Source organism: Mesorhizobium calcicola, assembly GCF_042682105.1.
Lineage (GTDB): Bacteria > Pseudomonadota > Alphaproteobacteria > Rhizobiales > Rhizobiaceae > Mesorhizobium > Mesorhizobium calcicola.
The window spans coordinates 99,292-121,507 of the sequence record NZ_JBHUGY010000036.1 but is presented as its reverse complement, the minus strand read 5'-3'; the positions used below and the strand labels follow the sequence as shown (position 1 = coordinate 121,507).

Genomic DNA, 22,216 nt, shown 5'->3' with positions numbered 1-22,216 from the left:
GGTCAGCGGCTCGTCGAACAGGATGGCGTTGACGTCGGAGCGCACCAGTCCGCGGCCAAGCGAAATCTTTTGCTTCTGGTCGGCGGTCAGGCCCCTCGCCTTCTTCTTTGCCCAGGAGGCCAGGTCGATCATCTCCAGCGTTTCGCGCACCTTGCGGTCGACGTCGGCTTCCGGCACGCCGCGGTTGCGCAGCGGGAAGGCCAGATTGTCGTAGACGGTCATGGTGTCGTAGATGACCGGGAACTGGAACACCTGCGCGATGTTGCGCTCCTGCGTCGACAGATTGGTCACGTCCCTGCCGTTGAACAGCAACTGGCCATGCGAGGGATGAAGCAGGCCGGAAATGATGTTGAGCAGCGTGGTCTTGCCGCAGCCGGACGGTCCGAGCAGCGCATAGGCGCCACCGTCCTCGAACGTATGATGCACTTCCCGCAGCGCGAAATCTGCATCCGTCTTCGGGTTCGGCAGATAGGAATGCCTGACATGATTGACGTCGATGCGCGCCATATCGCCCTCCTATGCCGCCAGCTTCGGCGCGCTGACGGCGCGGCCGTGTTCGTCGAAAACCATGATGTGGCGCGGATCAATGAACACCTCGACCACCTCGTCGGGCTCGAAATGGCGGATGCCGTGGGTCAGCATGACCCAGCGCACGTCGGCGAAGTCGAGATGGATGAAGCTCTCCGATCCGGTGATTTCGGTGATCGTGACCTTTGCGCGCACCGGCACGGCCAAGGCATTGGGCCGTTCGAGCGACAGATGATGCGGCTGGAAGCCGATCGTATAGTTCGCATCGGCAATGCCGGACAGCTGCGCCGGAACCGGCAGTTTCACGCCGCCTTCGAGCAGGAAATCCGGGCCCTTCTTGGCCAGCACGATGGTGTTGAGCGGCGGATCGGCGAAAGTCCTCGCCGTCACCAGATCGGCCGGCTTGCGGAACACGTCGATGGTCGGGCCGAACTGGGTGATGCGTCCTTCGGAAAGGGTCGCCGTATTGCCGCCGAGCAACAGCGCTTCATGCGGCTCGGTCGTGGCATAGACGAAGATGGTGCCGGCGGCGGCGAAGATCTTCGGCAACTCGGCGCGCAGTTCCTCGCGCAATTTGTAGTCGAGATTGGCAAGCGGCTCGTCGAGCAGCACGAGGCTGGCATTCTTGACGATGGCGCGCGCCAGGGCCGTGCGCTGCTGCTGCCCGCCCGACAGGCTGAGCGGCGTGCGGTCGAGATAGGGCGTCAGCTTGAGAAGCGCCGCGGCATTGCGCACTTCCTTGTCGATCTTGGCCTGATCGGTGCCGGCCACCCGCAGCGGCGAGGCAATGTTCTCATAGACGGTCATCGCCGGATAGTTGATGAACTGCTGGTAGACCATGGCGATCTTGCGCTTCTGCACCGGCACGCCGGTGACATCCTGGCCGTCGAACCAGACCGAGCCGGAGGTCGGCACATCAAGGCCGGCCATCAGCCGCATCAGGCTTGTCTTGCCGGAAAGCGTGGGCCCAAGCAGCACGTTGAGCGAGCCATGCTGAAGCGTCAGCGACACGTCGCGGATATGCTCGGCCGCACCAACCGTCTTGGTGACGTTTCTCAGTTCCAGCATGACGCCTCCTCCCAGGCTTTCTGCATCAGCTCAAACCCTCTTCATTCGGCAGCCGCGACATGTCGCCGGCTTATGCCGCGCATGAATTCATCGAGCGACGCCACCTGCTCGCGGCCAAGATGCAGGCCGCGCTTGGTCCTGCGCCATAGCACATCCTCGGCGGTGACGGCCCATTCGTTTTCAACGAGATAGCGTATCTCGGCTTCGTAGAGGTCGGCGCCGAAATTGCGGCCGAGATCGGCATTCGACTTGGCCAGGCCCAGCAGAACCTGCGCACGCGTCCCGTAAAGCCGGGTCAGCCTGCGGGCCAGGCGTGCGTCGAGGAATGGATAGGCCGACTTCAGCTTCGCCACTTGCGCATCGAAACCGGTGGCCGGGAAATCTCCGCCGGGCAATGGCGCATTTGCCGTCCACGGCTTGCCGCGCTTGCCGAGAAAACCCTCGATCTTTTCCAGCATCGATTCCGACAGCCGGCGATAGGTGGTGATCTTGCCGCCGAAAGCATTGACGATCGGCGCCGCGCCCTCGCCGCCATCGACCTTGAGCACGTAGTCGCGCGTCGCTTCCTGCGCCTTGGAGGCGCCGTCATCGTAGAGCGGACGGACAGCCGAATAGGTCCAGACTATGTCCGAACGCTTGACTGGTTGCGCGAAATATTCGCTTGCCGCGGCACAGAGGTAATCGATCTCGGTGTCGCTGATCTTCACGTCATGCGGGTCGCCGAGATAATCCTGGTCGGTGGTCCCGATCAGCGTGAACTCTTCCTCGTAGGGAATGGCGAAGATGATGCGGCCATCCTTGTTCTGGAAGAAATAGGCGCGCGGATCGTCGAACTTCCTGGAGATGACGATGTGGCTGCCCTGCACGAGGCGGACATTGTGCACATCGTTGAGGCCGACGACGCCGGAAAGCACGTGATCGACCCAGGGTCCGGCTGCGTTGACCAGCAGCCTTGCCTTGATCTCTTCGGTCTCGCCGGTCCTCAGGTTCTCGATCCTGATCGTCCACAAACCGTTTTCGCGTCGCGCGCCAACCACCTTCGTGCGGGTGCGGATTGTTGCACCGCGATCGGCGGCATCACGCGCGTTCAGCGCCACCAGCCGCGCATCGTTGACCCAGCCATCCGAATATTCGAAGGCCTTTTTGAACAGCGGCTTCAAAGGCTTGCCGGCCGGATCGTTGGCCATGTCCAGCGTCATGGTCGCCGGCAGCAATTTGCGCCCGCCAATGTGGTCGTACAGAAAAAGGCCGAGCCTGATCAGCCATGCCGGACGCAGGCCCTTGGCGTAGGGCAGCACGAAGCGCATCGGCCAGATGATATGCGGCGCGTTCTTCCACAGAACCTCGCGCTCCATCAGCGCCTCGCGCACCAGGCGGAATTCGTAGAATTCGAGGTAGCGCAGGCCGCCATGGATCAATTTGGTCGAGCCGGAGGAGGTCCCGCTTGCGAGGTCATTCATCTCGGCGAGAAACACGGAAAAGCCACGCCCGACGGCATCGCGGGCAATGCCGCAGCCATTGATGCCGCCGCCTATGACGAAAATGTCACGGATCGGAGATGCGTCCACAAATTCCTCCAGCGATTTCGCATTGCACCATTTTTGGCCTTTTACGAAACCGTATCGGGATTATTTCGAAATGATAACGAATGTCAAACGAAATATCACGAGCGTGTGACATCGGTTCGAAATCATCTAGACGAGCGATGTTTCAATCAGCTGAACCTCGGCCTCCTGGCAGATCTTGCGCACCGACGGGATGTCGCAACGGTCGGTGATGAAGGTGTTGACCTGCGACAAGTGGCCGATGCGCACCGGTGCGGTGCGCTCGAATTTGGTCTGGTCCGATACCAGGATGACATGCCTTGCATTGGCGATGATCGCCTGCGCCACCTTCACCTCGCGGAAATCGAAGTCGAGCAAAGCACCGTCATGGTCGATGGCCGATGCGCCGATCACGGCATAGTCGACCTTGAACTGCCGGATGAAATCGACCGCCGCCTCGCCGACCACGCCGCCATCAGAACCGCGCACCACCCCTCCGGCGATCACCACCTCGATCGAAGGATATATGCGCATCCTATTGGCAACATTGATGTTATTGGTGATGACCATAAGCCCGCTGTGATCGAGCAATGCCTTGCTGACCGCCTCTGTCGTGGTGCCGATGTTGATGAACAGCGAGGCATTGTCAGGGATCAGTCGGGCTGCCGCTCGACCGATCGCTTCCTTCTCGTCGGCGGCGATCTTGCGCCTGGCCTCATACTCCATGTTCTCGATGCCGGACGGGAACAACGCACCGCCATGGATGCGCGAAAGCAGCCGCTGGTCGCACAGGTCGTTGAGATCCTTGCGTATGGTCTGCGGCGTCACATTGAAGTGGGTGGCCAGATCGTCGACCAGCACGCGGCCATGATCCTTGGCCATCTGGATGATTTCGGCATGGCGTGGCGACAGATACATTGGCAAGCTCCCGTTTTCGTTTTTCTTGTCTATAGTCGAAAACGAAACCGAAGAAAAGGCATAAGCCGGCTAACGAAATCAACATGACAGCAAAGGCAAACGCCAGCGCGCTCCCGGCTGGCCCGATCAGGCCAAGCCGCGCGCGATTTCGGTGATGACGATGAAGGCCGCATCGACATCGCTGGCGGTCGCCTCGAACTGTCCAACCTGGAAGCGGATTGCTACTCGTCCATCGACTCTCGTCTGCGTCAGATAGATGCGGCCGTCATCGTTGATCGCATTGACCAGCCGCATATTGTGCTCGTCCGCATCGGCGCCGGTTGCGGCCCCATGTCGGAACGAAAACAGCGACAGCATCGATTCGCTGACGATCTCGAAATCCGGCTCCCTTGCCAGCCGCGCGGCAAGACCCTCGCTCCACGCGACATGATTGCGGATCATCGTGCGCAGGCTTTCCAGCCCATGGGCGCGCAGCAGGAACCACAATTTCAGCGCGCGGAACCGCCTGCCGAGCGGCACCGACCATTCGGAATAGTTGACGATGCCGTCATGGCCGTGGGTCTTCAGGTAATCCGGCTTGATGGCCAATGTCCGCACATGGCTTTCGGGGTCGCGCAGGAACTGGATCGAGCAATCGAACTGCGCGCCCAGCCATTTGTGCGGGTTGAAGACCACGGAATCCGCCGCTTCAACACCCGCCCAGAAATGGCGATACTCGGGGCAAATCATCGCCGATCCGGCCCAGGCCGCATCGACGTGAAGATAGAGGCCATGCCGCCGCGCCACCTCGGCAACCGCCGCGATGTCATCGGTACCGCCGGTGCTGGTGCCGCCGACGCAAGCGATGATGCCGGCCGGCAGCATGCCGGCTTCCCGGTCGGCAACGATTGCCGCCTCAAGCGCTGCCGTGTCCATGGCGCGAAAACGGCCGCCAACCGGAATGCGCACGAGATTGTCCTCGCCGATGCCCGACACCCAGATCGCCCGGTCGATCGAGGTGTGCACCTGGTCGGAGGAATAGATGCGTAATCGCGCCTGCCCTGCCAGGCCTTGTCTGTTGCCTTGCCAGTCGAGCGCCCGCTCGCGCATGGTCAGCACCGCGGCCAGTGTCGCCGACGAGGCCGAATCCTGGATCACGCCGGAGAAACCTTCCGGCAGGCCAAGCGCCTGACGCATCCAGTCGACTGTCCGCGTTTCGAGTTCGGTCGCCGCCGGCGAGGTCTGCCAAAGCATGCACTGCGCGGCCATCGCCGAGACCAGATATTCCGCCACCACCGAGACTGGCGCCGCATTGGCCGGGAAATAGGCGAAGAAGCGCGGATGCTGCCAATGCGTCATCCCAGGCAGGATCTTGTCTTCGAAATCGGCGAAAATCCTGTCCATCGGCTCCGCATCTTCAGGCGGCGAAGCCTCTATATTCTTGAAGATGTCACCCGGATCGACCAGCGGCCGCACCGGGCGGTCGCGCAGCGTGCTGCGGTAGTCGGCGCCCCAGTCGGCGGCGCGCCGCGACCATTGTCTGAAATCATCGCTGTTCATCGTGTCCTCCCGACATGCTTCCGCGCCGCCGCCCGTCGCGGCCGGCTGTTCGAGTTCCGACCTTATTTAACATGTGAAATATATGCAATCGCCGGCTGGCGCTGCGTGCCCTACCCCGGGAAATCGGGCAGGCTGGCAAAAGCTGTCTTCAGCGCATTCGACCAGCCATCCGAGATCGTGCGGTAATACTGGTCGTCCTGGGCGATCCGCTTCTTCAGTCCAACCTTGAAAGCGTCTTTCTCCAGGAAGAGCAGGTCGAGCGGCAAGCCGACCGACAGGTTCGACTTCAGTGTCGAATCGAACGACACCAGGAGCAGCTTCACCGTCTCGGCCAAGCTCATCGTCTTTTCGTAGGCGCGGATGATGATCGGCTTGCCGTATTTGGTCTCGCCGATCTGGAAGAACGGTGTGTCATCGGTCGATTCGATGAAATTGCCTTCGGGATAGATCATGAACAGACGCGGCTCGCTGCCCTTGATCTGGCCGCCGAGGATGAAGGAGGCGTTGAAGTAGGAATCCGCCTTCTCGCCGGCAGGCGACGAACTGGCGATAACTTCCTTGACCGTATCGCCGACCAGCCGCACCGTCTGGTACATCGACGGCGTCTCCAGCAGAGTCGCGTGACGGTCGGCAATTGCCTTGGTGCGTTCGTCAAGCAGGCTGACCACCGCTTGCGTCGTCGCCAGGTTGCCGGCCGACATCAAAACAATGACACGCTCGCCCGGCTCTTCCCAGACATGCATTTTTCGGAAGGTGGAGATCGAATCCATGCCGGCATTCGTGCGCGTGTCCGACATGAACACGAGCCCGCGATCGATCTTCAGGCCGACGCAATAGGTCATGGAATCTCTTCTAACGGCAATCCTGGGGGATTACTGCTCCACCGTGACGGTGACCGCAAGCTGTTCTTCCGCCTGTCCCAGCCGAATTCCCGACACCGGCGTCGCGTCGCGATAGTCGCGGCCAGTTGCCACCTTTACGTAGCGCTCATCGGGAGAGATGCCGTTGGCGGCATCGAAGGCAACCCAGCCGAGACCCGCGACATGCGCTTCGGCCCAGGCATGGCTCGCCGCCTGTTCGACGGTCGCATCCAGCATCAGATAGCCGCTGACATAGCGGGCCGGGAAGCCCATTGCGCGCGCTGCGGCGGCAAAGATATGGGTGTGATCCTGGCACACACCGGTCTTCAGCGCCAAGGCTTCCTCTGCCGGCGTCGCCGCATTGGTGGTGCCGGGCGTGTAGGCAACGCGCTCGCCGATGACAGCCATCAATCGGTGCAGCCGCTCGATGTCGGTGCCCTTGCCGATCGATGCGGCGAGCTCGCGAATACCGCTGCCGATCGCCGTTATCGGTGTTTCATGACTGTACAGCCAGAGCGGCGTAAAGCCCTGATGTGGTCCGGAGACGCCTGCGGTGTCGCGCGTCACCACTTCGCCTGCCGCTTCCACCGTGATGAAGTCGCGCTCGCCCTCGACGCTCAATAGCCTTGTGTCGTTGCCGAAATGGTCGACAAAGCGAACCTCTTCGCGCGCGCCCTCGATGGCCAGCGCCCAGGACAGAACGGTCTGCGTCGACCCGCTAACCGGAAGCAGCCGCAGCCGCTGCAACAGATAGTGCACCGGTGCATCGTAGCGGTATTCGGTCCTGTGGGTGATCTTCAGCCGCATGCACTATGTCCCGCTTGTGAGCATGATCTTGTCCTACTTTTCGCGATCATGCTCACTCTGTTTTTAAGCATGATCTTGTCCGAAAACCGGTACCCACTTTTCGGGATCATCCTCAGTTGAACCGGTAGTCCTGCGCGATCTCGTCGCCGAGCCTGGTGTTCTCACGAATGAAATTGGCCAGGAATTCATGCAGGCCGGCGTCGAATATGTCCTTGATCGACTCGGCTCTCAGCATGGCTTGCGTCTTGTCGGCCGTCGTATGGCAGGCATGGCGTTCGCCGTAGTCGTCGCCGAGGAATTTCAGATGTTCGACCAGGAAGCGATAGCAGAAGGTCAGCGAACGCGGCATGCGCACATTGAGGATCAGATAGTCGGCAATGTTGGTGGGCTTGTAGTCGGCCTCGTAAACCCAGCGGTACGAGCGGTGCGCCGACACCGATCGCAGGATCGATTCCCACTGATAATTGTCGAGCGTCGAGCCGACCCAGGAGATCGACGGCAACAGCACGTAGTATTTCACGTCGAGAATGCGCGCCGTGTTGTCGGCGCGCTCGACATAGGTGCCGAGCTGCGAGAAATCGAAAATCTCGTTGCGCAGCATGGTGCCGTAGAACGAGCCGCGGATCAGCGCCGTCTCGCGCTTGATCGCATCGAGCACACTGGGCAGGTCGCGTTCGTCGATCGGCCTTGCCAGCATCCGCTTCAGCGACATCCAGGCTTCGTTGATGCTTTCCCAGGTCTCACGCGTCAGCGCCGTGCGCACCATGCGGGCGTTGTTGCGGGCCGTCTCGATCGCCGCCATCGTGCTCGACGGGTTCGACGTGTCGCGCAACAGGAAGTCGGCGACATTGGCGGCGGTATAGTCATGGTATTTCTGCGTGAAGGCGACGTCGGAGCCGGCGCTGAGCAGCACCGAATTCCACTCTTCCGAGGCGCTCTGGGTGCGGGTAAGCGCCATGCGCAGGCCGGCATCGACTAGGCGCGCCATGTTTTCTGCCCGCTCGATATAGCGGTTCATCCAATAGAGCCCGTTGGCGGTGCGGCCTAAAAGCATCAAAAACCCTTCAAGTGAAAATCAATCATCGAGCACCCACGTATCCTTGGTGCCGCCGCCTTGCGAGGAATTGACGACCAGCGAACCTTCCTTGAGCGCGACGCGGGTCAATCCGCCGGGCACGATCTGGATGCGGTCGGAGACCAGCACATAGGGCCGCAAATCGACGTGGCGCGGCGCCAGGCCCTTGTCGGTCAGGATCGGGCACGTCGACAGTGCCAGCGTCGGCTGGGCGATGTAGTTCGACGGTTTTGCCGCCAGTTTCTTGGAAAAATCCTCGCATTCCTTCTTGGTCGCCGCTGGTCCGACCAGCATGCCGTAGCCACCGGAGCCGTGCACTTCCTTGATCACCAGCTCGTCGATGTGCTCGAGCACGTATTTCAGGCTGTCCGGTTCCGAGCAGCGCCAGGTCGGAATGTTGCCGAGGATCGCCTTGCGGCCGGTATAGAATTCGACGATCTCGGGCATGTAGGAATAGATCGCCTTGTCGTCGGCGATGCCGGTGCCCGGAGCGTTGGCAATGGTGATGTTGCCGGCGCGGTAGACATCCATGATGCCGGGTATGCCAAGTGCCGAATCCGGCCGGAAGGTCAGCGGGTCGAGGAAAGAATCATCGACGCGGCGGTAAAGCACATCGATCTGCTTGTAGCCTTCGGTGGTGCGCATTGCGACATGACCGTCGACAACACGCAGATCCTGCCCTTCGACAAGCTGCACCCCCATCTGGTCGGCAAGGAAGGCGTGTTCGAAATAGGCGGAGTTGTAGCTGCCGGGCGTGAGCACCGCGATGGTCGGCGTGCCCTTGGTGCTTTGCGGCCGCACCGCCGCCAGCGACTGGCGCAGAAGCTGGGGATAGTTTTCCACTGGCCGCACCTTGATCTTCTGGAACAGCTCGGGGAACAGCTGCATCATCGTCTCGCGGTTCTCCAGCATGTAGGAAACACCGGACGGCGTGCGCGCATTGTCTTCCAGCACATAGAATTCGTCCTCGCTGATGCGGACGATGTCGACGCCGATGATGTGGGTGTAGACGCCGGCCGGCGGCCTGACCCCGATCATTTCCGGCAAAAACGCCTCGTTCCTGGCGATCAATTCCCTCGGAACCCGCCCGGCGCGCAGGATTTCCTGGCGATGGTAGATATCGTCAAGGAAGGCGTTCAGCGCCTGCACGCGCTGTTCGATGCCTTGCGTGAGGCGCCGCCACTCATTGCCCGAAATGATGCGGGGAACGATGTCGAACGGGATCAGCCGTTCGGAGGCTTCCTGCTCGCCGTAGACGGCGAAGGTGATACCAGTCTTGCGGAAGACGCGTTCGGCGTCCTGCATCTTCTCGGTAAGCCTGGCCGGATCCTGCTCCTTCAGCCAGCGATCATAAGCCGAATACGGTCTTCTCAATCCGGAAACTTCCGGAAGCATTTCATCGAACGCTGCCAATCGCATACTCCCCTGTGACGCCATTTCACTGGCGTCGCCGGAGAAAATCAAGCGCAATCGGTGATTTGGAGGATCCAGACGATCAGTATGTCGAGCCTGCCTAAAATTGAGGCAGCGGAAATATGACCTTGATCAGGCTTTGCCTCGTAGCCGGGCAAGTGCGTTCAGCGGCTGGAGCATGACCCCGAAAAGTGGAATCCGGTTTTCTCGGACAAACGGAAAAACACTGAGATAGAGCCCCATCCCGATTCTATCGGGATGGAACGGGCTTAGAAGGCGCGGAACGTGACGACGGTAAAGGTGTCCTTGATGCCGGGGAGAATCTGCACCTTCTCGTTGACGAAATGGCCAACGTCTTCCTCATCGTCGACGTAGAATTTGGCGAGCAGATCGTAATTGCCGGCAGTGGAGTAGATCTCCGAGGCAATCTCGGCGTCGGCAAGCGCGCTGGCGACCTCATAGGATTTGCCGAGCTCGCATTTGATCTGCACGAAAAACGCCTTCATGGCTTCGTCCCGCTAAACGTCCAAGTCCAAGCGGCCCTTCTGGCAGACTGGAGGCGGGCTTTCAAGCGTTGGAATGCGTACTTAGCCGGCCCGGGCCTGGGCTACGGCTTCCCGCGGCTCTGCCACCGGCATGCCACGCGATGATCGCAATCCGCCGAGGCGAGACGAATATTCGCCGCAGCTGAAACCGTGAAGCGCCGCCAAGCGTATGTTAGGATGCTTCCAGGAACAGTTTTTCTGGAGAGACCGCTTTCGAGGGACAACGGAGACAGGCCATGCGCCGCATGTTTTTCGCATTCGCGTTCGTTCCGCTTATCCTGGCCTCGACGGCGTTTGCCGGCGACGCCGAAATCAGGGCGGCGCAAGCTGCCATCGACGGCCAGTTGAAAGCCTTCATCGCCAATGACGGCGCCACCGCCTACAGCTTCGCCGCACCCAATGTGAAGCAGATCTTCCCGACCGTCGACACGTTCATGAACATGGTGACCAACGGCTATCCGCCGGTGCGCAAGCCGCAGACCTACTCCTTCGGCAAGGTCGAGCAGACGAGCCCGACATCGATCGTCCAGCAGGTGTTGATCGTCGGCCCCGACGGCAAGGACTACGAGGCTGTCTACACGCTGCAGCGACAGCCCGACGGCACATTCCAGATCACCGGCTGCAGCCTGCGCGCATCGAACTCGCTCAGCACCTGAGCCTCACACGACTGATATATCGCCCCTCGCCCAGCCCTCGGTGATTTCGGCCGCCCGCGCCTCGAAAGCGCTGCCCTCGATCGCGGCGCGGATGTCCTGCATAAGATTTTGATAATACGAGAGATTGTTCCAGGTCAGGAGCATGGCGCCGAGCGCTTCCTGTGAGCGCACCAGGTGGTGCAGATAGGCGCGTGAGTAGTCCCTCGCCGCCGGGCAGTCGCTTTCCTCGTCGAGGGGGCGCGGATCGTCGGCATGGCGAGCGTTGCGCAGATTGACCTTGCCGCGCCTGGTGTAGGCAAGGCCGTGCCGGCCGGCCCGCGTCGGCATCACGCAATCGAACATGTCGATGCCGCGCGCCACCGACTTCAAAATATCGTCCGGCGTGCCGACGCCCATGAGATAGCGCGGCTTGTTATCAGGCAGTTCGGGACAGGTGATGTCGAGCATCTCGAGCATCACCGCTTGCGGCTCGCCAACGGCCAGGCCGCCGATGGCATAACCCTTCAGATCCATCGCGCTCAGCGCCTGCGCCGACCGTACCCGCAGTGCTGCATTGTCGCCGCCTTGTACGATGCCGAACATCGCCTTGCCCGGCTGGTCGCCGAACGCCGTCTTGCAACGTTCGGCCCAGCGCAGCGACAGCTCCATGGCACGCTCGATCTCCTTCATCTCGGCGGGCAATGCAGTGCATTCGTCGAGCTGCATCTGGATGTCGGAATCGAGCAACCCCTGGATTTCGATCGAGCGCTCCGGCGACATCTCGTAGGCGGCGCCGTCGATATGCGAGCGGAAGGTGACGCCTTTTTCAGTGAGCTTTCTCAGCTTCGACAGCGACATCACCTGGAAGCCGCCGCTGTCGGTCAGGATCGGATGCGGCCAGCGGGCGAATTCATGCAGGCCGCCGAGCCGCGCCACACGCTCGGCGCCGGGCCGCAGCATAAGATGGTAGGTGTTGCCCAGGATGATGTCGGCGCCGACGCCGCGCACCTGATCCATATACATGGTCTTGACGGTGCCGCCGGTGCCGACCGGCATGAAGGCAGGTGTGCGGATTTCACCGCGCGGCATGTCGATCACGCCGCGCCGCGCCTTGCCGTCGGTGGCGAGAACCTTGAAGCTGAACGGCTTAGCCATTGAATTCCTTGTCATGAATCGGGGCGCCAGGTGCCTGCCTGTCGAGCGACTGGCGGTATTGGATGCAGCCGCGCATGAATTTTGGCCAGGGCGGCACCGCGATCGATGGCTCGGTCTTCTCGGGCAGCAGATCCCAGAGCTCCGGATGATGCCAGCAAAGATCATGGCCGGTCGTGTCGCGGTGCGCACGAATGCCGGCGCGCAGTTTTTTGACTTCCGCGATCAGGTTTTCGCGATCAAAGGCTTGCAGATCATCGTCCATCGCTCATCTCCGCTCGATAAAGCAGGCTTGCGTCTCCATAGGAGTAGAACCTGTAACGGTTCTCGATGGCATGCGCATAGGTCGCACGCATCGTGTCGAGGCCGCTGAAGGCCGAAACCAGCATGAACAGGGTCGAGCGCGGCAGATGGAAATTGGTCATCAGCATGTCGGCGGTGCGAAAGCGGTAGCCGGGCGTGATGAAGATATCGGTCGCACCGAACCACGCGGCGAGCGTGCCATCTGCGCGGGCGGCACTCTCCAGCAGGCGTAGCGAGGTCGTGCCGACAGCGACGATGCGCCCACCCTTTGCCCTGGCGGCATTGAGCGCTTCGGCGGTCGCCTCGCTGACCGAGCCGGTCTCGGCGTGCATCTTGTGGTCGGCGGTGTCATCCGCCTTCACCGGCAGGAACGTGCCGGCGCCGACATGCAAGGTGACGAAGCGGCACTCGACACCCTTGGCGTCGAGGGCGGCAAAAAGCTCCGGCGTGAAATGCAGACCCGCCGTGGGCGCCGCAACGGCGCCTTCCTCCCGGGCATAGATGGTCTGGTAGTCAGCCCGATCGCGTTCATCGTCGTCGCGCTTCGAGGCGATGTACGGCGGCAGCGGAATATGGCCGACCGCGCGCAGCGCCTCGTCCAGGAAGGGCCCCGATAGGTCGAAGCCGAGCAGCGCCTCGCCGCCCTCGCCTTTCTCGATCACGGTGGCGTCGAGCTGGCCGAGGAAACAGGAATTGCCGTCATGGCCGAAATGGATGCGGTCGCCGGCGGCAATGCGCTTGCCCGGCCGCATGAAGGCCAGCCAGCGGTCCGGCGCCATGCGCATGTGCAGCGTGGCTTCGACTTGCGCCTGTGCCTCGCCGCGCCGCCTGATGCCCTTCAGCTGCGCCGGAATGACCTTGGTGTCGTTGAAAACCAGCACGTCGCCGGCGCGAAGCAGGGACGGCAGGTCGCCAACCGTCCGGTCATCGAGCCCTTCGCCGGGCTTGACCACAAGCATCTTGGCGCTGTCGCGCGGCTCTGCCGGGCGAAGCGCGATACGCTCCTCCGGCAATTCGAAATCGAAGAGATCGACGCGCATCAGTAGAGCCGGACGAGCAGCGCTCCGGCCAGCAGCAGCACCGCGCCGGCGACACGGCCGAGCGAGATTTCACGCACCGCGACGCCGAGGAAGCCGACGCGATCGATGAGCATGCCGGCGAGCAACTGGCCGGCCACCAGAAACGCCATCAGCGCGGCGGCGCCGATGCGCGGCGTCAAGATCGTCGACAGCGTGACATAGAAGCCGCCGAGCATGCCGCCGACGACGAACAACCAGGGCGCCGGCGCCTTCCAGTCGAGCGTAACGCCTTGCAGCTTCACCACCGAGACGGAGATGATGCCGAGCACGATCGCGCCGGACAGGAACGAAAACGCAGCCGCCGCGACCGGGAGCCCCAGGCCGCGCGCCAGCTGCGAATTGATCGGCGCCTGAATGGCAATGAAGGCGCCGGACAGGATGCCGAAAAGCGACCAGACGACGCCCATCATTGTCGTTTTACCTTACTTGACGTCGGCCGCGACCTTCAGCGACACGATCTTGTCGGGATCCTGCACTGGCTCGCCGCGCTTGATCTTGTCGACATTGTCCATGCCTTCCATGACCTGGCCCCAGACCGTGTACTGGCGATTGAGGAAAGCGGCTTCATCGAAGCAGATGAAGAACTGCGAATTGGCCGAGTTCGGGTTCTGCGAACGGGCCATCGAGCAGGTGCCGCGGCCATGGTTGGCGTTGGAGAATTCGGCCTTCAGGTCCGCTTTGTCGGAGCCGCCCATGCCAGCCCGCGACGGAGCGAAAGAGGGCTTGCTGGAATTGCCGAACTTGACGTCGCCGGTCTGCGCCATGAAGCCGTCGATGACGCGGTGGAAGATCACGCCGTCATAAGCGCCTTCGCGTGCCAGCTCCTTGATGCGGGCGACATGGCCGGGCGCCAGGTCGGGGAAAAGTTCGATGACGACCGTGCCCTTGGTCGTTTCCATGATGAGCGCGTTTTCGCGGTCCTTGATCTCGGCCATGTCAGATATCCTTTTTTCAAAAACAGTTCTATTTGTCGGCGGCGATGCGCACCTTGATCATCCGGTCGGGATCGGTCACCGTGCCATTGTCCGCTTCGTCGCCCTTCTTGATGTGGTCCACTAGGTTCATGCCGCTGACGACATTGCCGACGATGGTGTACTTGCCATCGAGCGGCGGCGCCGGCGCGAACATGATGAAGAACTGCGAATTGGCGGAGTTGGGATCGTCCGAGCGAGCCATGCCGACCACGCCGCGCTTGTATTGCTCGGTCTGTGAGAATTCGGCCGGCAGGTCGGGTTGATCGGAACCGCCGGTGCCGACGGCCTCGGGGCGGAATCCCTTCTTCATGTTGCCGAACTTGACGTCGCCGGTCTGCGCCATGAAGCCGTCGATGACGCGGTGGAAGGCGACGTTGTCATAGGCGCCCTGGCGCACCAGCTTCTTGATTTGGGCAACGTTCTTGGGCGCGAGATCGGGGCGAAGTGCGATGGTCACGTCGCCGTCCTTCAGCGTGATGATCATGGTGTTTTCCGGGTCGGCGGCGAAGGCCGAGACCGACGCGGTCACAAGACCGGCAAGCACAATGAGGAACGAGGCGAGCTTTTTCAGCTGCATAACTATCTCCGGGATTTTTATTTCGCGAATTTGGCGGTGAGCGCACCGGCTACCGCCGCCGGCACGAAGGGGCGGATGTCGCCTCCCATCGAGGCAATCTGGCGGACAAGTGTGGCGGTAATGGTGCGCACGGAGGGGCTGGCGGGCAGAAAGACCGTTTGCAACTCAGGCGCCATGGTCTCGTTCATCCCGGCCATCTGCATCTCGTAGTCGAGGTCGGTGCCGTCGCGCAGGCCGCGGATCATGATCGAGGCGCCCTGCTTCCTGGCCGCCTCGATGACCAGCCCGTCGAAGGCGACGACCTTGATGCGCGCGCCGTCGCGGCCGAACAAGGTCTTGGTTGCATTCTCGATCAGCGCCACCCGTTCCTCGAAGGAAAACAGCGGCTGCTTGCCCGGATGGATGCCGATCGCGGCATAGACGATGTCGGCCACCGCGAGCGACGCTTTCAGCACGTCGAGATGGCCGTTGGTCAACGGGTCGAAGGAGCCGGCATAGAGAGCGATGCGTTCAGTCATGGCTGGTGCTTCTAGCGAGCCTCTCTCGCAAAGGCAAATCCGATCGGCGAGCCGGTCGTGAACCTTTTCCGAGCACATGAACGACAGATGAACACGATGATCACGAAGCCTTCACGCAGCGTTCACTAGGTTGCACCTTCATAAGATGAAACCAAAATCCCATCTATCCGTTGTTAGGCGCAGGAGAACACGTACATGCTGATCTACATGCTCGCCACCGCAATGACCGTCGCCATGCTGATCGCCACCGTATTCGGTTTGCATCAGGAGGCCGAGCGCGTCCGCATCAAGGCCAACACCAAGCGTTTCGAAGGTTTTGGCGCCCGCAAGCCATATCGCCACTACTAAGCCGCCTGAACTTGCCGCCGCGCCGGCCAATGGGCCGGCGTTGCTATGTCAAAACCTGGTGCCGGACTTACTCCGCACCATCCGGGCCGGCGTCCGCCGTCGGATCAATCTCGGCACCGGCGCCTTCGTCGGTTTCCTCGTCGGACTGCGGCTCCGATATCCGCTCGACCGAAACCACCTTTTCACCTTCAGCCGTGTTGAAGATGGTCACGCCCTTGGTGGCGCGGCTGGCAAAGCGGATGCCGTTGACCGGCACCCGGATGACGGTGCCGCCGTCCGACACCAGCATGATCTGGTCGTCATTGCCGACCGGGAAGGTCGCCACCAACTTGCCGATCTCAGCCGTCTTCGACACGTCGGTGGCACGGATGCCCTTGCCGCCGCGCCCGGTCAGGCGGAAATCGTAGGACGAGGAGCGCTTGCCGTAGCCATATTCGGTAACCGTCAGCACGTATTGCTCATGCGCCTTGAGTTCTTCGTAACGGACGTCGGAAAGCTCCGTCTCCTCGCCGATCTCCTCATTGGTGAGCGCGATCTCTTCCTCTTCTCCAGCCGTCTCGGTGGCAAGGCGCCGCTCCGCTGCCGCTCGCTTGAGGTAAGCGGCGCGCTCCGCCGGTGAAGCGTTCACATGCTCGATCACCGACATCGAGATGATGCGGTCGGTCTCGGCCATGGTTATGCCACGCACGCCGACCGAATTGCGGCTCTGGAAGACGCGCACGTCGCCGACCGAGAAGCGGATGCACTGGCCGGAACTGGCGGTCAGCAGCACGTCGTCATTGTCGGTGCAGGTCTCGACGCCGAGGATCTCGTCGCCCTCCTCCTCCAGCTTCATGGCGATCTTGCCGTTGCGGTTGACCTGGACGAAGTCGGAAAGCTTGTTGCGGCGCACGGTGCCGCGCGTGGTGGCGAACATCACGTCGAGCTCACCCCAGCTGGTCTCGTCCTCGGGCAGCGGCATGATCGTGGTGATGCGCTCGCCCTGTTCGAGCGGCAGCATGTTGATCAGCGCCTTGCCGCGTGACTGCGGGTTGCCGATCGGCAGCCGCCAGACCTTCTCCTTGTAGACGATACCGCGCGAGGAGAAGAACAGCACCGGCGTGTGGGTGTTGGCGACGAACAGCCGGGTGACGAAATCCTCTTCCTTGGTCGACATGCCGGAGCGGCCCTTGCCGCCGCGGCGCTGCGCCCGGTAAAGCGACAGCGGCACGCGCTTGATGTACCCGGAATGGCTCACCGTCACGACCATGTCCTCGCGCTGGATCAGGTCCTCGTCTTCCATGTCCGCGCCACCGTCGGTGAGCTCGGTGCGACGTGGCGTGCCGAACTCGTCGCGCACGGCGGCAAGCTCGTCCTTGACGATCTGCTGGACGCGCGCGCGGGACGACAGGATGTCGAGATAGTCGATGATTTCGGCGCCGATCGTGTTCAACTCGTCGGCGATCTCGTCGCGGCCGAGCGCCGTCAGGCGCTGCAGGCGCAGTTCGAGGATGGCACGCGCCTGCTCCTCGGAGAGGTTGTAGGTGCCGTCCTCGTTGATGCGATGACGCGGGTCGTCAATCAAAAGGATCAGCGATTCGACGTCGCCCGACGGCCAGCGCCGCTCCATCAACTGCTCGCGCGCCGTCTGCGGATCCGGCGCGGTGCGGATCAGCTTGATCACTTCATCGATGTTGGCGACGGCGATGGCGAGACCGACCAGCACATGGGCGCGATCGCGCGCCTTGCGCAGCAGGAATTTCGTCCGCCGGGTGATCACCTCCTCACGGAAGGCGACGAACGCCCTCAGCATGTCGGTCAGTGTCAGCAGTTCCGGCTTGCCGCCATTCAGCGCCACCATATTGGCGCCGAAGGAGGTCTGCAGCGGCGTGAAGCGGTAAAGCTGGTTGAGAATGACGTCGGCGACGGCGTCGCGCTTCAACTCGATGACGACACGGTAGCCCTGGCGGTCGCTCTCGTCGCGGATGTCGGAAATGCCCTCGATGCGCTTGTCGCGCACCAGTTCGGCCATCTTCTCGATCATCGATGACTTATTCACCTGGTAGGGAACCTCGGTGATGATGATCGATTCACGGTCGTTGCCGCGCTGTTCGATGTTGACCTTGCCACGCATGACGATGGAGCCGCGGCCGGTCGAATAGGCGCTGTAGATGCCGGAACGGCCCAGCACGATGCCGCCGGTCGGGAAATCCGGTCCCGGAATGATCTCCATCAGCGCCGGCAGGTCGATCGCCGGATTGTCGATGATGGCGATGGCACCGTTGCAGACTTCGCCGAGATTGTGCGGCGGGATGTTGGTCGCCATGCCGACGGCGATGCCGCCGGAGCCGTTGACCAGCAGATTGGGGAACCGCGCCGGCAGAACCTTCGGCTCGCTGCCGGATGCATCGTAAGTATCCTGGAAATCGACGGTGTCCTTGTCGATGTCCTCCAAAAGCTCATGCGCGACCTTGGTCAGCCGCGATTCGGTGTAGCGCATCGCCGCCGGCGGATCGCCGTCGATAGAGCCGAAATTGCCTTGCCCGTCGATCAGCGGCACGCGCAGCGACCAGTCCTGCGCCATGCGCACCAAGGCATCATATATGGAGGCGTCGCCATGCGGATGGTATTTACCCATCACGTCGGCGACCGGGCGCGCCGACTTCACATATTTGCGATTCCAGTGGTAACCGCTCTCATGCGAAGCGAAGAGAATGCGGCGGTGCACCGGTTTCAGGCCGTCGCGCACGTCCGGCAGCGCACGGCTTACGATCACGCTCATCGCGTAATCGAGATAGGAGCGCTGCATCTCCTCGACGATGGATATCGGCTCTATGCCGGTGGGGCCGCCGTCGGCGCCGCGCGGTGTCTTCTGGTCGGTCAAATCGGATCACAATCTAATCAGGAATCACTTGCTGCTTATATAGGAAGCAAGCCCGAAACTCCAACATCCGCGGCACTTTTCCAGTATCAATTTTGATGGTAATTTCAAAAGGATACCACCGATTGCGACGATATGGCCAAGGCGGTTTCGACGGCGCCGAGGCAAAAGTCTGCGATGGACTGTTTTCCCTGAGCGAAAGCCGCGAGAGCAATGAATTGGACCCCGTGGCTGCCTTTGCGAGCGTTGAGCGGTTGGACGCCGAGGGATCTCAATGGTGATCTGATCGCGGGCTTGACGCTGGCGGCGATCGCCATTCCCGAACAGATGGCGACCGCCCGTCTCGGCGGCTTTGCCCCCGGGATCGGCTTCTTCGCCTTTGTTGCCGGTTCGGTGGCGTTTGCCCTGTTCGGCGCCAATCGCCACCTGTCGGCCGGGGCGGATTCGACCATCACGCCCTTGTTTGCCGGCAGCCTCGCCGTGCTCGCCGCATCCGGGTCGCCGCACTATTTGGCGCTGGCTTCCATACTGGCGCTGATGGTCGGGCTGATCGTGACCCTGAGCGGTATTTTTCGTCTTGGCTGGGTTGCCGACCTCTTGTCGGTGCCGGTCACGACGGGTTTTCTGGCCGGCATCGCCGTCCATATCATCGTTTCGCAATTGCCCGGACTGCTCGGCCTGCCCGCCGAGAACGGTGAAACCATGCGCCGTATCGGCGCGATCGCCGGCAGCCTCCATCTCACCAATCCCTGGAGCCTGACGCTCGGCCTTGGCGTGTTCGGAACCGTGTTCTGTGCCGAGCGCATCAGCGCCCGCATCCCCGGCGCGTTGATCGGCATGGTGCTCGCCACCTCGGCGGTAGCCGTTTTCGACCTCAGGAATCGCGGCGTCGAGGTACTCGGCGCCTTGCCCAATGGCCTGCCGCAGGCCGGCCTGCTGCGTGCCAGGCTTGACGATGTGCAGACGTTGGTGCCGCTGGCATTGCTGATCGCCATCGTCGTCATGGTGCAGACGGCGGCCACCTCCCGCTCCTTCGCGCCGCAACAGGGTGACGCTCCCGACATCAATCGCGATTTCGTCGGCGTCGGTGCCGGCAGCATCGCGTCCGGCCTGTTCGGCGCCTTTGCCGTCAATGCCAGCCCGCCGCGCACCGCAATCGTCTCGCAGTCGGGCGGCCGCTCACAGGTCGCCGGCCTCATCGCCGCCGCCATCGTGCTGGCGCTCGGTGCTTTCGGTGGCGGCCTGCTTGCCGATGTTCCGCAGGCCGCACTTGCCGGCGTTCTGCTGTTCGTTGCCCAGCACATTTTGCGCTGGAAGGTGTTCGCCAATGTCTACCGACAGGCGCCGATCGAATTCGCATTGATCCTTATCACCATGGCGGCCATCGTCGTGCTGCCCATCGAGGCCGGCGTGGCGATCGGCATCGGCCTGTCGCTGCTGCATGGCATCTGGAGCGCAACCCAGACGCAGCCGATCGAACTGGAACAGGTGCTGGGTACTTCGGTGTGGTGGCCACCCGGCGAGCCAGCCGCCGGCGAACAGGTCCCCGGCGTGCTGGTCGCGGCATTCCAGGCGCCGCTGTACTTCGTCAATGCCGACGGCTTCAAGCGCGGCCTTGTCGATCTTGTCGACGCCCGGCGTGAAAGCGTGAAGCTGGTCGTGCTGGAAGCCAGCAACATTGTCGAAATCGACTACACGGCCGCTCAAGCGTTGATCGAAACCATCACCCATTGCCGCGAGGCGGGCGCGGTCTTTGCCATCGCGCGGATGGAATCGCTGCGCGCCCAGGCGGCGCTGGCACGATTTGGCATTGCCAACCTGGTTGGTCCGGAGCGGATTTTTCACAGTGTCGATGCCGCCATCAAGGCGCTCGGTCCGGATCAACAGCCGCAACAACAGGACAAAGCCAAATGACGACGCAGCGGGAACCCTTGTTGACACCAGTCGTAGTAGAAGATTTGCGGCCGACACAGATCACCGTCGGCATGCGGGAGGTCGCCTTGAAGCGCCAGATGATCCGCTCGCAGAGCGCGAGGAAGACCGGCACCTTTCTCGGCACCCATATGGTCCCCGTTGTGCTGGGGCCGAAGAAGCGCAACTACGTCACCGATCACCACCATCTCGCCCGCGCCCAGCTCGAGGAAGGCACATCGGGGATGTTCTGGTTACGGTGATCAGCGACCTGTCGGGGCTCGACAAGGACGCCTTCTTCGTCGTGCTCGACAATCGTGGCTGGATGCATCCGTTCGACGAGGACGGCGGGCGCCGGGGCTATGACACAATTCCCAAAACCATGGCCGAACTCGTCGACGACCCCTACAGGAGCATGGCCGGCGAACTGCGCCGACAAGGCGGCTTTGCCAAGGACAGCACCCCGTTCAGCGAATTCCTGTGGGCGGACTTTTTGCGCCGACGCATCGACCGGGATGCTGTGGCGAAGAATTTCGATAGGGCGATGAAAGACGCCCTGAGCCTGGCCAAGGGCAAGGATGCAGACTACCTGCCCGGCTGGTGCGGACCGACATCCGACTGACGCTGCTTGGCCGCAGCGACGGATAAAGCCGGGACAACGCCGCTCGCGCGGCGGGCGCGATACTGGCCCGGCGTTTCGCCCATGACGCGTCGGAACCGGCGATTGAAAGTCGACAAATCGTTGAAGCCTGCGTCGAAGGCGATCGCCGAGACCGCATCGTCTGACAGGCGCAGCCGCACCGCCGCGCGGTGCAACCGGGTCTTGAGCAGGAACTGGTAAGGCGTCATACCCGCGACCTGCCGGAAAATGCGCAGGAAATGATAGGGGCTGGTCGCGGTCTCATCGGCAAGCGCTGAAAGCGAAACCGGCCTGTCGGCATCGAGTTCGATCCGCCGCACCGCTTCGGCCACCCGTTTCTGATCGCGGCGGCTTGGCGCGCGCCTGACATGAGTGGTGCCAGCGGCGGCAGCGACCGAAGCCCCTGCAATGCGCAGGGAAAATTCCTCGAAGGCGTCGATATCGGCCATCTCGCGAGCGGTTTCCGCCTCGGCGAGCAAGGACGCCAAGGCCGGCAAAGGGGGCAGGCGTGGCGTCTCGAAGGCCAGTTTTTTTCGCACCCGGCACACCCGCCACGATGCGTTCCATGTAGGCCGGTCCGAAATGGAACGAGAGGCAACGGTCGCCGTTGCCATGCTCGTGTCCGCATTCATAGCACGTGCTGGGATTGCCGAGCAGGAGCGCGCCGGGCGCCAGCATCGCCGTGCCTTGTTGCGCCCGATAGCGGAAAGTGCCGCTGGTGACCGCGGCGACACAGAAATCCCGATGGGCTTCCTCGAACGGCCGGTCACCGGCGCCGGCCGTGCAGATCATATCCGCCACGTGCCAGCCGGCCCCCGATGCGAGAGTGTGCGTGGTCGCTGTCATGACCGAAATATAGCAATTTTTCCCAAGCCCAGAACCCCGTCACGGCCTACTCCTCCCGGTCTCCTGACAAAAAGAG

The 22,216-nt window shown here is 62.2% G+C and carries 21 protein-coding genes and 2 pseudogenes; 4 read left to right on the top strand and 19 right to left on the bottom strand.

Translation table 11 applies throughout. The features are described from left to right. The 10 genes from ACFSQT_RS24280 to ACFSQT_RS24235 form a co-directional block, all read right to left on the bottom strand. Window positions 1-507: ABC transporter ATP-binding protein (locus tag ACFSQT_RS24280; RefSeq protein ID WP_379022883.1), on the bottom strand; the 507-nt coding region annotated here is incomplete at its 3' end. Between the two features lie 9 nt (window positions 508-516). Further along, window positions 517-1,596, bottom strand: coding sequence for an ABC transporter ATP-binding protein (locus ACFSQT_RS24275; protein ID WP_379017461.1), 1,080 nt, complete (start codon window positions 1,594-1,596; stop codon window positions 517-519). Window positions 1,597-1,637: 41 nt separating this feature from the next. Then, window positions 1,638-3,164 carry a glycerol-3-phosphate dehydrogenase gene (gene glpD / locus ACFSQT_RS24270; protein WP_379017462.1) on the bottom strand — a complete coding sequence of 509 codons (1,527 nt, stop codon included), beginning with the start codon at window positions 3,162-3,164 and terminating at the stop codon, window positions 1,638-1,640. Between the two features lie 126 nt (window positions 3,165-3,290). Beyond that, window positions 3,291-4,058, bottom strand: a complete 768-nt coding sequence (locus tag ACFSQT_RS24265) for a DeoR/GlpR family DNA-binding transcription regulator (RefSeq protein ID WP_379017463.1) — start codon at window positions 4,056-4,058, stop codon at window positions 3,291-3,293. A gap of 126 nt (window positions 4,059-4,184) precedes the next feature. Next, the gene (locus ACFSQT_RS24260; protein ID WP_379022881.1) at window positions 4,185-5,597 is read right to left on the bottom strand and encodes a pyridoxal phosphate-dependent decarboxylase family protein; all 1,413 of its coding nucleotides are present in this window, start codon (window positions 5,595-5,597) and stop codon (window positions 4,185-4,187) included. Between the two features lie 110 nt (window positions 5,598-5,707). Beyond that, on the bottom strand, window positions 5,708-6,439 hold the full coding sequence (locus tag ACFSQT_RS24255; RefSeq protein ID WP_379022879.1) for a proteasome-type protease: 732 nt from the start codon (window positions 6,437-6,439) through the stop codon (window positions 5,708-5,710). A gap of 30 nt (window positions 6,440-6,469) precedes the next feature. Continuing rightward, window positions 6,470-7,264, bottom strand: coding sequence for a transglutaminase family protein (locus tag ACFSQT_RS24250; RefSeq protein ID WP_379022877.1), 795 nt, complete (start codon window positions 7,262-7,264; stop codon window positions 6,470-6,472). A gap of 112 nt (window positions 7,265-7,376) precedes the next feature. Beyond that, window positions 7,377-8,318 carry an alpha-E domain-containing protein gene (locus ACFSQT_RS24245; RefSeq protein WP_379022875.1) on the bottom strand — a complete coding sequence of 314 codons (942 nt, stop codon included), beginning with the start codon at window positions 8,316-8,318 and terminating at the stop codon, window positions 7,377-7,379. Window positions 8,319-8,339: 21 nt separating this feature from the next. Beyond that, the gene (locus ACFSQT_RS24240; RefSeq protein WP_379022873.1) at window positions 8,340-9,752 is read right to left on the bottom strand and encodes a circularly permuted type 2 ATP-grasp protein; all 1,413 of its coding nucleotides are present in this window, start codon (window positions 9,750-9,752) and stop codon (window positions 8,340-8,342) included. A gap of 269 nt (window positions 9,753-10,021) precedes the next feature. Beyond that, window positions 10,022-10,258: an Lrp/AsnC family transcriptional regulator gene (locus ACFSQT_RS24235; RefSeq protein WP_010909609.1), complete on the bottom strand. Its 237-nt coding sequence runs from the start codon at window positions 10,256-10,258 to the stop codon at window positions 10,022-10,024. Between the two features lie 275 nt (window positions 10,259-10,533). Here ACFSQT_RS24235 and ACFSQT_RS24230 point away from each other — a divergent pair, with 275 nt between their 5' ends. After that, window positions 10,534-10,953, top strand: coding sequence for a DUF4864 domain-containing protein (locus tag ACFSQT_RS24230; RefSeq protein WP_379022871.1), 420 nt, complete (start codon window positions 10,534-10,536; stop codon window positions 10,951-10,953). A 3-nt stretch (window positions 10,954-10,956) separates the two neighbouring features. Here the strand turns inward: ACFSQT_RS24230 and tgt are convergent, their stop codons facing one another. The 7 genes from tgt to coaD form a co-directional block, all read right to left on the bottom strand. Then, window positions 10,957-12,087 carry a tRNA guanosine(34) transglycosylase Tgt gene (gene tgt, locus ACFSQT_RS24225; protein WP_379022869.1) on the bottom strand — a complete coding sequence of 377 codons (1,131 nt, stop codon included), beginning with the start codon at window positions 12,085-12,087 and terminating at the stop codon, window positions 10,957-10,959. Continuing rightward, window positions 12,080-12,349, bottom strand: a complete 270-nt coding sequence (locus ACFSQT_RS24220) for a hypothetical protein (protein ID WP_379022867.1) — start codon at window positions 12,347-12,349, stop codon at window positions 12,080-12,082. Before ACFSQT_RS24220 ends, tgt begins: the two co-directional genes overlap by 8 nt. Then, complete coding sequence (gene queA, locus ACFSQT_RS24215; protein WP_379022865.1) at window positions 12,339-13,427, bottom strand: tRNA preQ1(34) S-adenosylmethionine ribosyltransferase-isomerase QueA; 1,089 nt, start codon at window positions 13,425-13,427, stop codon at window positions 12,339-12,341. The genes ACFSQT_RS24220 and queA overlap by 11 nt, the downstream gene beginning before the upstream one ends. After that, the gene (locus ACFSQT_RS24210) at window positions 13,427-13,876 is read right to left on the bottom strand and encodes a DMT family transporter (RefSeq protein ID WP_379022863.1); all 450 of its coding nucleotides are present in this window, start codon (window positions 13,874-13,876) and stop codon (window positions 13,427-13,429) included. The genes queA and ACFSQT_RS24210 overlap by 1 nt, the downstream gene beginning before the upstream one ends. Before the next feature lie 12 nt (window positions 13,877-13,888). After that, window positions 13,889-14,401 (bottom strand): peptidylprolyl isomerase, encoded by a 513-nt coding sequence (locus ACFSQT_RS24205; protein WP_379022862.1) that lies wholly within the window; start codon window positions 14,399-14,401, stop codon window positions 13,889-13,891. Window positions 14,402-14,429: 28 nt separating this feature from the next. Beyond that, window positions 14,430-14,924, bottom strand: a complete 495-nt coding sequence (locus ACFSQT_RS24200; RefSeq protein ID WP_379022893.1) for a peptidylprolyl isomerase — start codon at window positions 14,922-14,924, stop codon at window positions 14,430-14,432. 110 nt (window positions 14,925-15,034) lie between these two features. Continuing rightward, on the bottom strand, window positions 15,035-15,535 hold the full coding sequence (gene coaD, locus ACFSQT_RS24195; RefSeq protein ID WP_379022860.1) for a pantetheine-phosphate adenylyltransferase: 501 nt from the start codon (window positions 15,533-15,535) through the stop codon (window positions 15,035-15,037). A gap of 195 nt (window positions 15,536-15,730) precedes the next feature. Here coaD and ACFSQT_RS24190 point away from each other — a divergent pair, with 195 nt between their 5' ends. Further along, window positions 15,731-15,883, top strand: a complete 153-nt coding sequence (locus ACFSQT_RS24190) for a hypothetical protein (RefSeq protein ID WP_379022858.1) — start codon at window positions 15,731-15,733, stop codon at window positions 15,881-15,883. 67 nt (window positions 15,884-15,950) lie between these two features. On the opposite strand, the gene gyrA is transcribed toward ACFSQT_RS24190, so the two are convergent. Then, complete coding sequence (gyrA, locus tag ACFSQT_RS24185) at window positions 15,951-18,746, bottom strand: DNA gyrase subunit A (protein ID WP_379022856.1); 2,796 nt, start codon at window positions 18,744-18,746, stop codon at window positions 15,951-15,953. 210 nt (window positions 18,747-18,956) lie between these two features. Here gyrA and ACFSQT_RS24180 point away from each other — a divergent pair, with 210 nt between their 5' ends. Beyond that, window positions 18,957-20,657 carry a SulP family inorganic anion transporter gene (locus ACFSQT_RS24180; protein ID WP_379022854.1) on the top strand — a complete coding sequence of 567 codons (1,701 nt, stop codon included), beginning with the start codon at window positions 18,957-18,959 and terminating at the stop codon, window positions 20,655-20,657. Beyond that, window positions 20,654-21,276: pseudogene (locus tag ACFSQT_RS24175) on the top strand (ParB-like protein). Before ACFSQT_RS24180 ends, ACFSQT_RS24175 begins: the two are co-directional and overlap by 4 nt. On the opposite strand, the pseudogene ACFSQT_RS24170 reads toward ACFSQT_RS24175, so the two are convergent. Continuing rightward, window positions 21,240-22,140: pseudogene (locus ACFSQT_RS24170) on the bottom strand (helix-turn-helix transcriptional regulator). The pseudogenes ACFSQT_RS24175 and ACFSQT_RS24170 overlap by 37 nt on opposite strands. Window positions 22,141-22,216: the final 76 nt, after the last annotated feature.

What these genes read in the sequence shown, in the direction of transcription:
- ACFSQT_RS24255 (WP_379022879.1), bottom strand. Translation starts at nt 6,439, where the DNA reads ATGACCTATTGCGTCGGCCTGAAGATCGATCGCGGGCTCGTGTTCATG.
- coaD (WP_379022860.1), bottom strand. Translation starts at nt 15,535, where the DNA reads ATGACTGAACGCATCGCTCTCTATGCCGGCTCCTTCGACCCGTTGACC.
- queA (WP_379022865.1), bottom strand. Translation starts at nt 13,427, where the DNA reads ATGCGCGTCGATCTCTTCGATTTCGAATTGCCGGAGGAGCGTATCGCG.
- tgt (WP_379022869.1), bottom strand. Translation starts at nt 12,087, where the DNA reads ATGGCTAAGCCGTTCAGCTTCAAGGTTCTCGCCACCGACGGCAAGGCG.
- ACFSQT_RS24245 (WP_379022875.1), bottom strand. Translation starts at nt 8,318, where the DNA reads ATGCTTTTAGGCCGCACCGCCAACGGGCTCTATTGGATGAACCGCTAT.
- ACFSQT_RS24265 (WP_379017463.1), bottom strand. Translation starts at nt 4,058, where the DNA reads ATGTATCTGTCGCCACGCCATGCCGAAATCATCCAGATGGCCAAGGAT.
- ACFSQT_RS24250 (WP_379022877.1), bottom strand. Translation starts at nt 7,264, where the DNA reads ATGCGGCTGAAGATCACCCACAGGACCGAATACCGCTACGATGCACCG.
- ACFSQT_RS24235 (WP_010909609.1), bottom strand. Translation starts at nt 10,258, where the DNA reads ATGAAGGCGTTTTTCGTGCAGATCAAATGCGAGCTCGGCAAATCCTAT.
- ACFSQT_RS24190 (WP_379022858.1), top strand. Translation starts at nt 15,731, where the DNA reads ATGCTGATCTACATGCTCGCCACCGCAATGACCGTCGCCATGCTGATC.
- ACFSQT_RS24275 (WP_379017461.1), bottom strand. Translation starts at nt 1,596, where the DNA reads ATGCTGGAACTGAGAAACGTCACCAAGACGGTTGGTGCGGCCGAGCAT.
- ACFSQT_RS24260 (WP_379022881.1), bottom strand. Translation starts at nt 5,597, where the DNA reads ATGAACAGCGATGATTTCAGACAATGGTCGCGGCGCGCCGCCGACTGG.
- ACFSQT_RS24200 (WP_379022893.1), bottom strand. Translation starts at nt 14,924, where the DNA reads ATGATCATCACGCTGAAGGACGGCGACGTGACCATCGCACTTCGCCCC.
- ACFSQT_RS24210 (WP_379022863.1), bottom strand. Translation starts at nt 13,876, where the DNA reads ATGATGGGCGTCGTCTGGTCGCTTTTCGGCATCCTGTCCGGCGCCTTC.
- ACFSQT_RS24220 (WP_379022867.1), bottom strand. Translation starts at nt 12,349, where the DNA reads ATGGACGATGATCTGCAAGCCTTTGATCGCGAAAACCTGATCGCGGAA.
- ACFSQT_RS24180 (WP_379022854.1), top strand. Translation starts at nt 18,957, where the DNA reads ATGAATTGGACCCCGTGGCTGCCTTTGCGAGCGTTGAGCGGTTGGACG.
- ACFSQT_RS24230 (WP_379022871.1), top strand. Translation starts at nt 10,534, where the DNA reads ATGCGCCGCATGTTTTTCGCATTCGCGTTCGTTCCGCTTATCCTGGCC.
- ACFSQT_RS24205 (WP_379022862.1), bottom strand. Translation starts at nt 14,401, where the DNA reads ATGGCCGAGATCAAGGACCGCGAAAACGCGCTCATCATGGAAACGACC.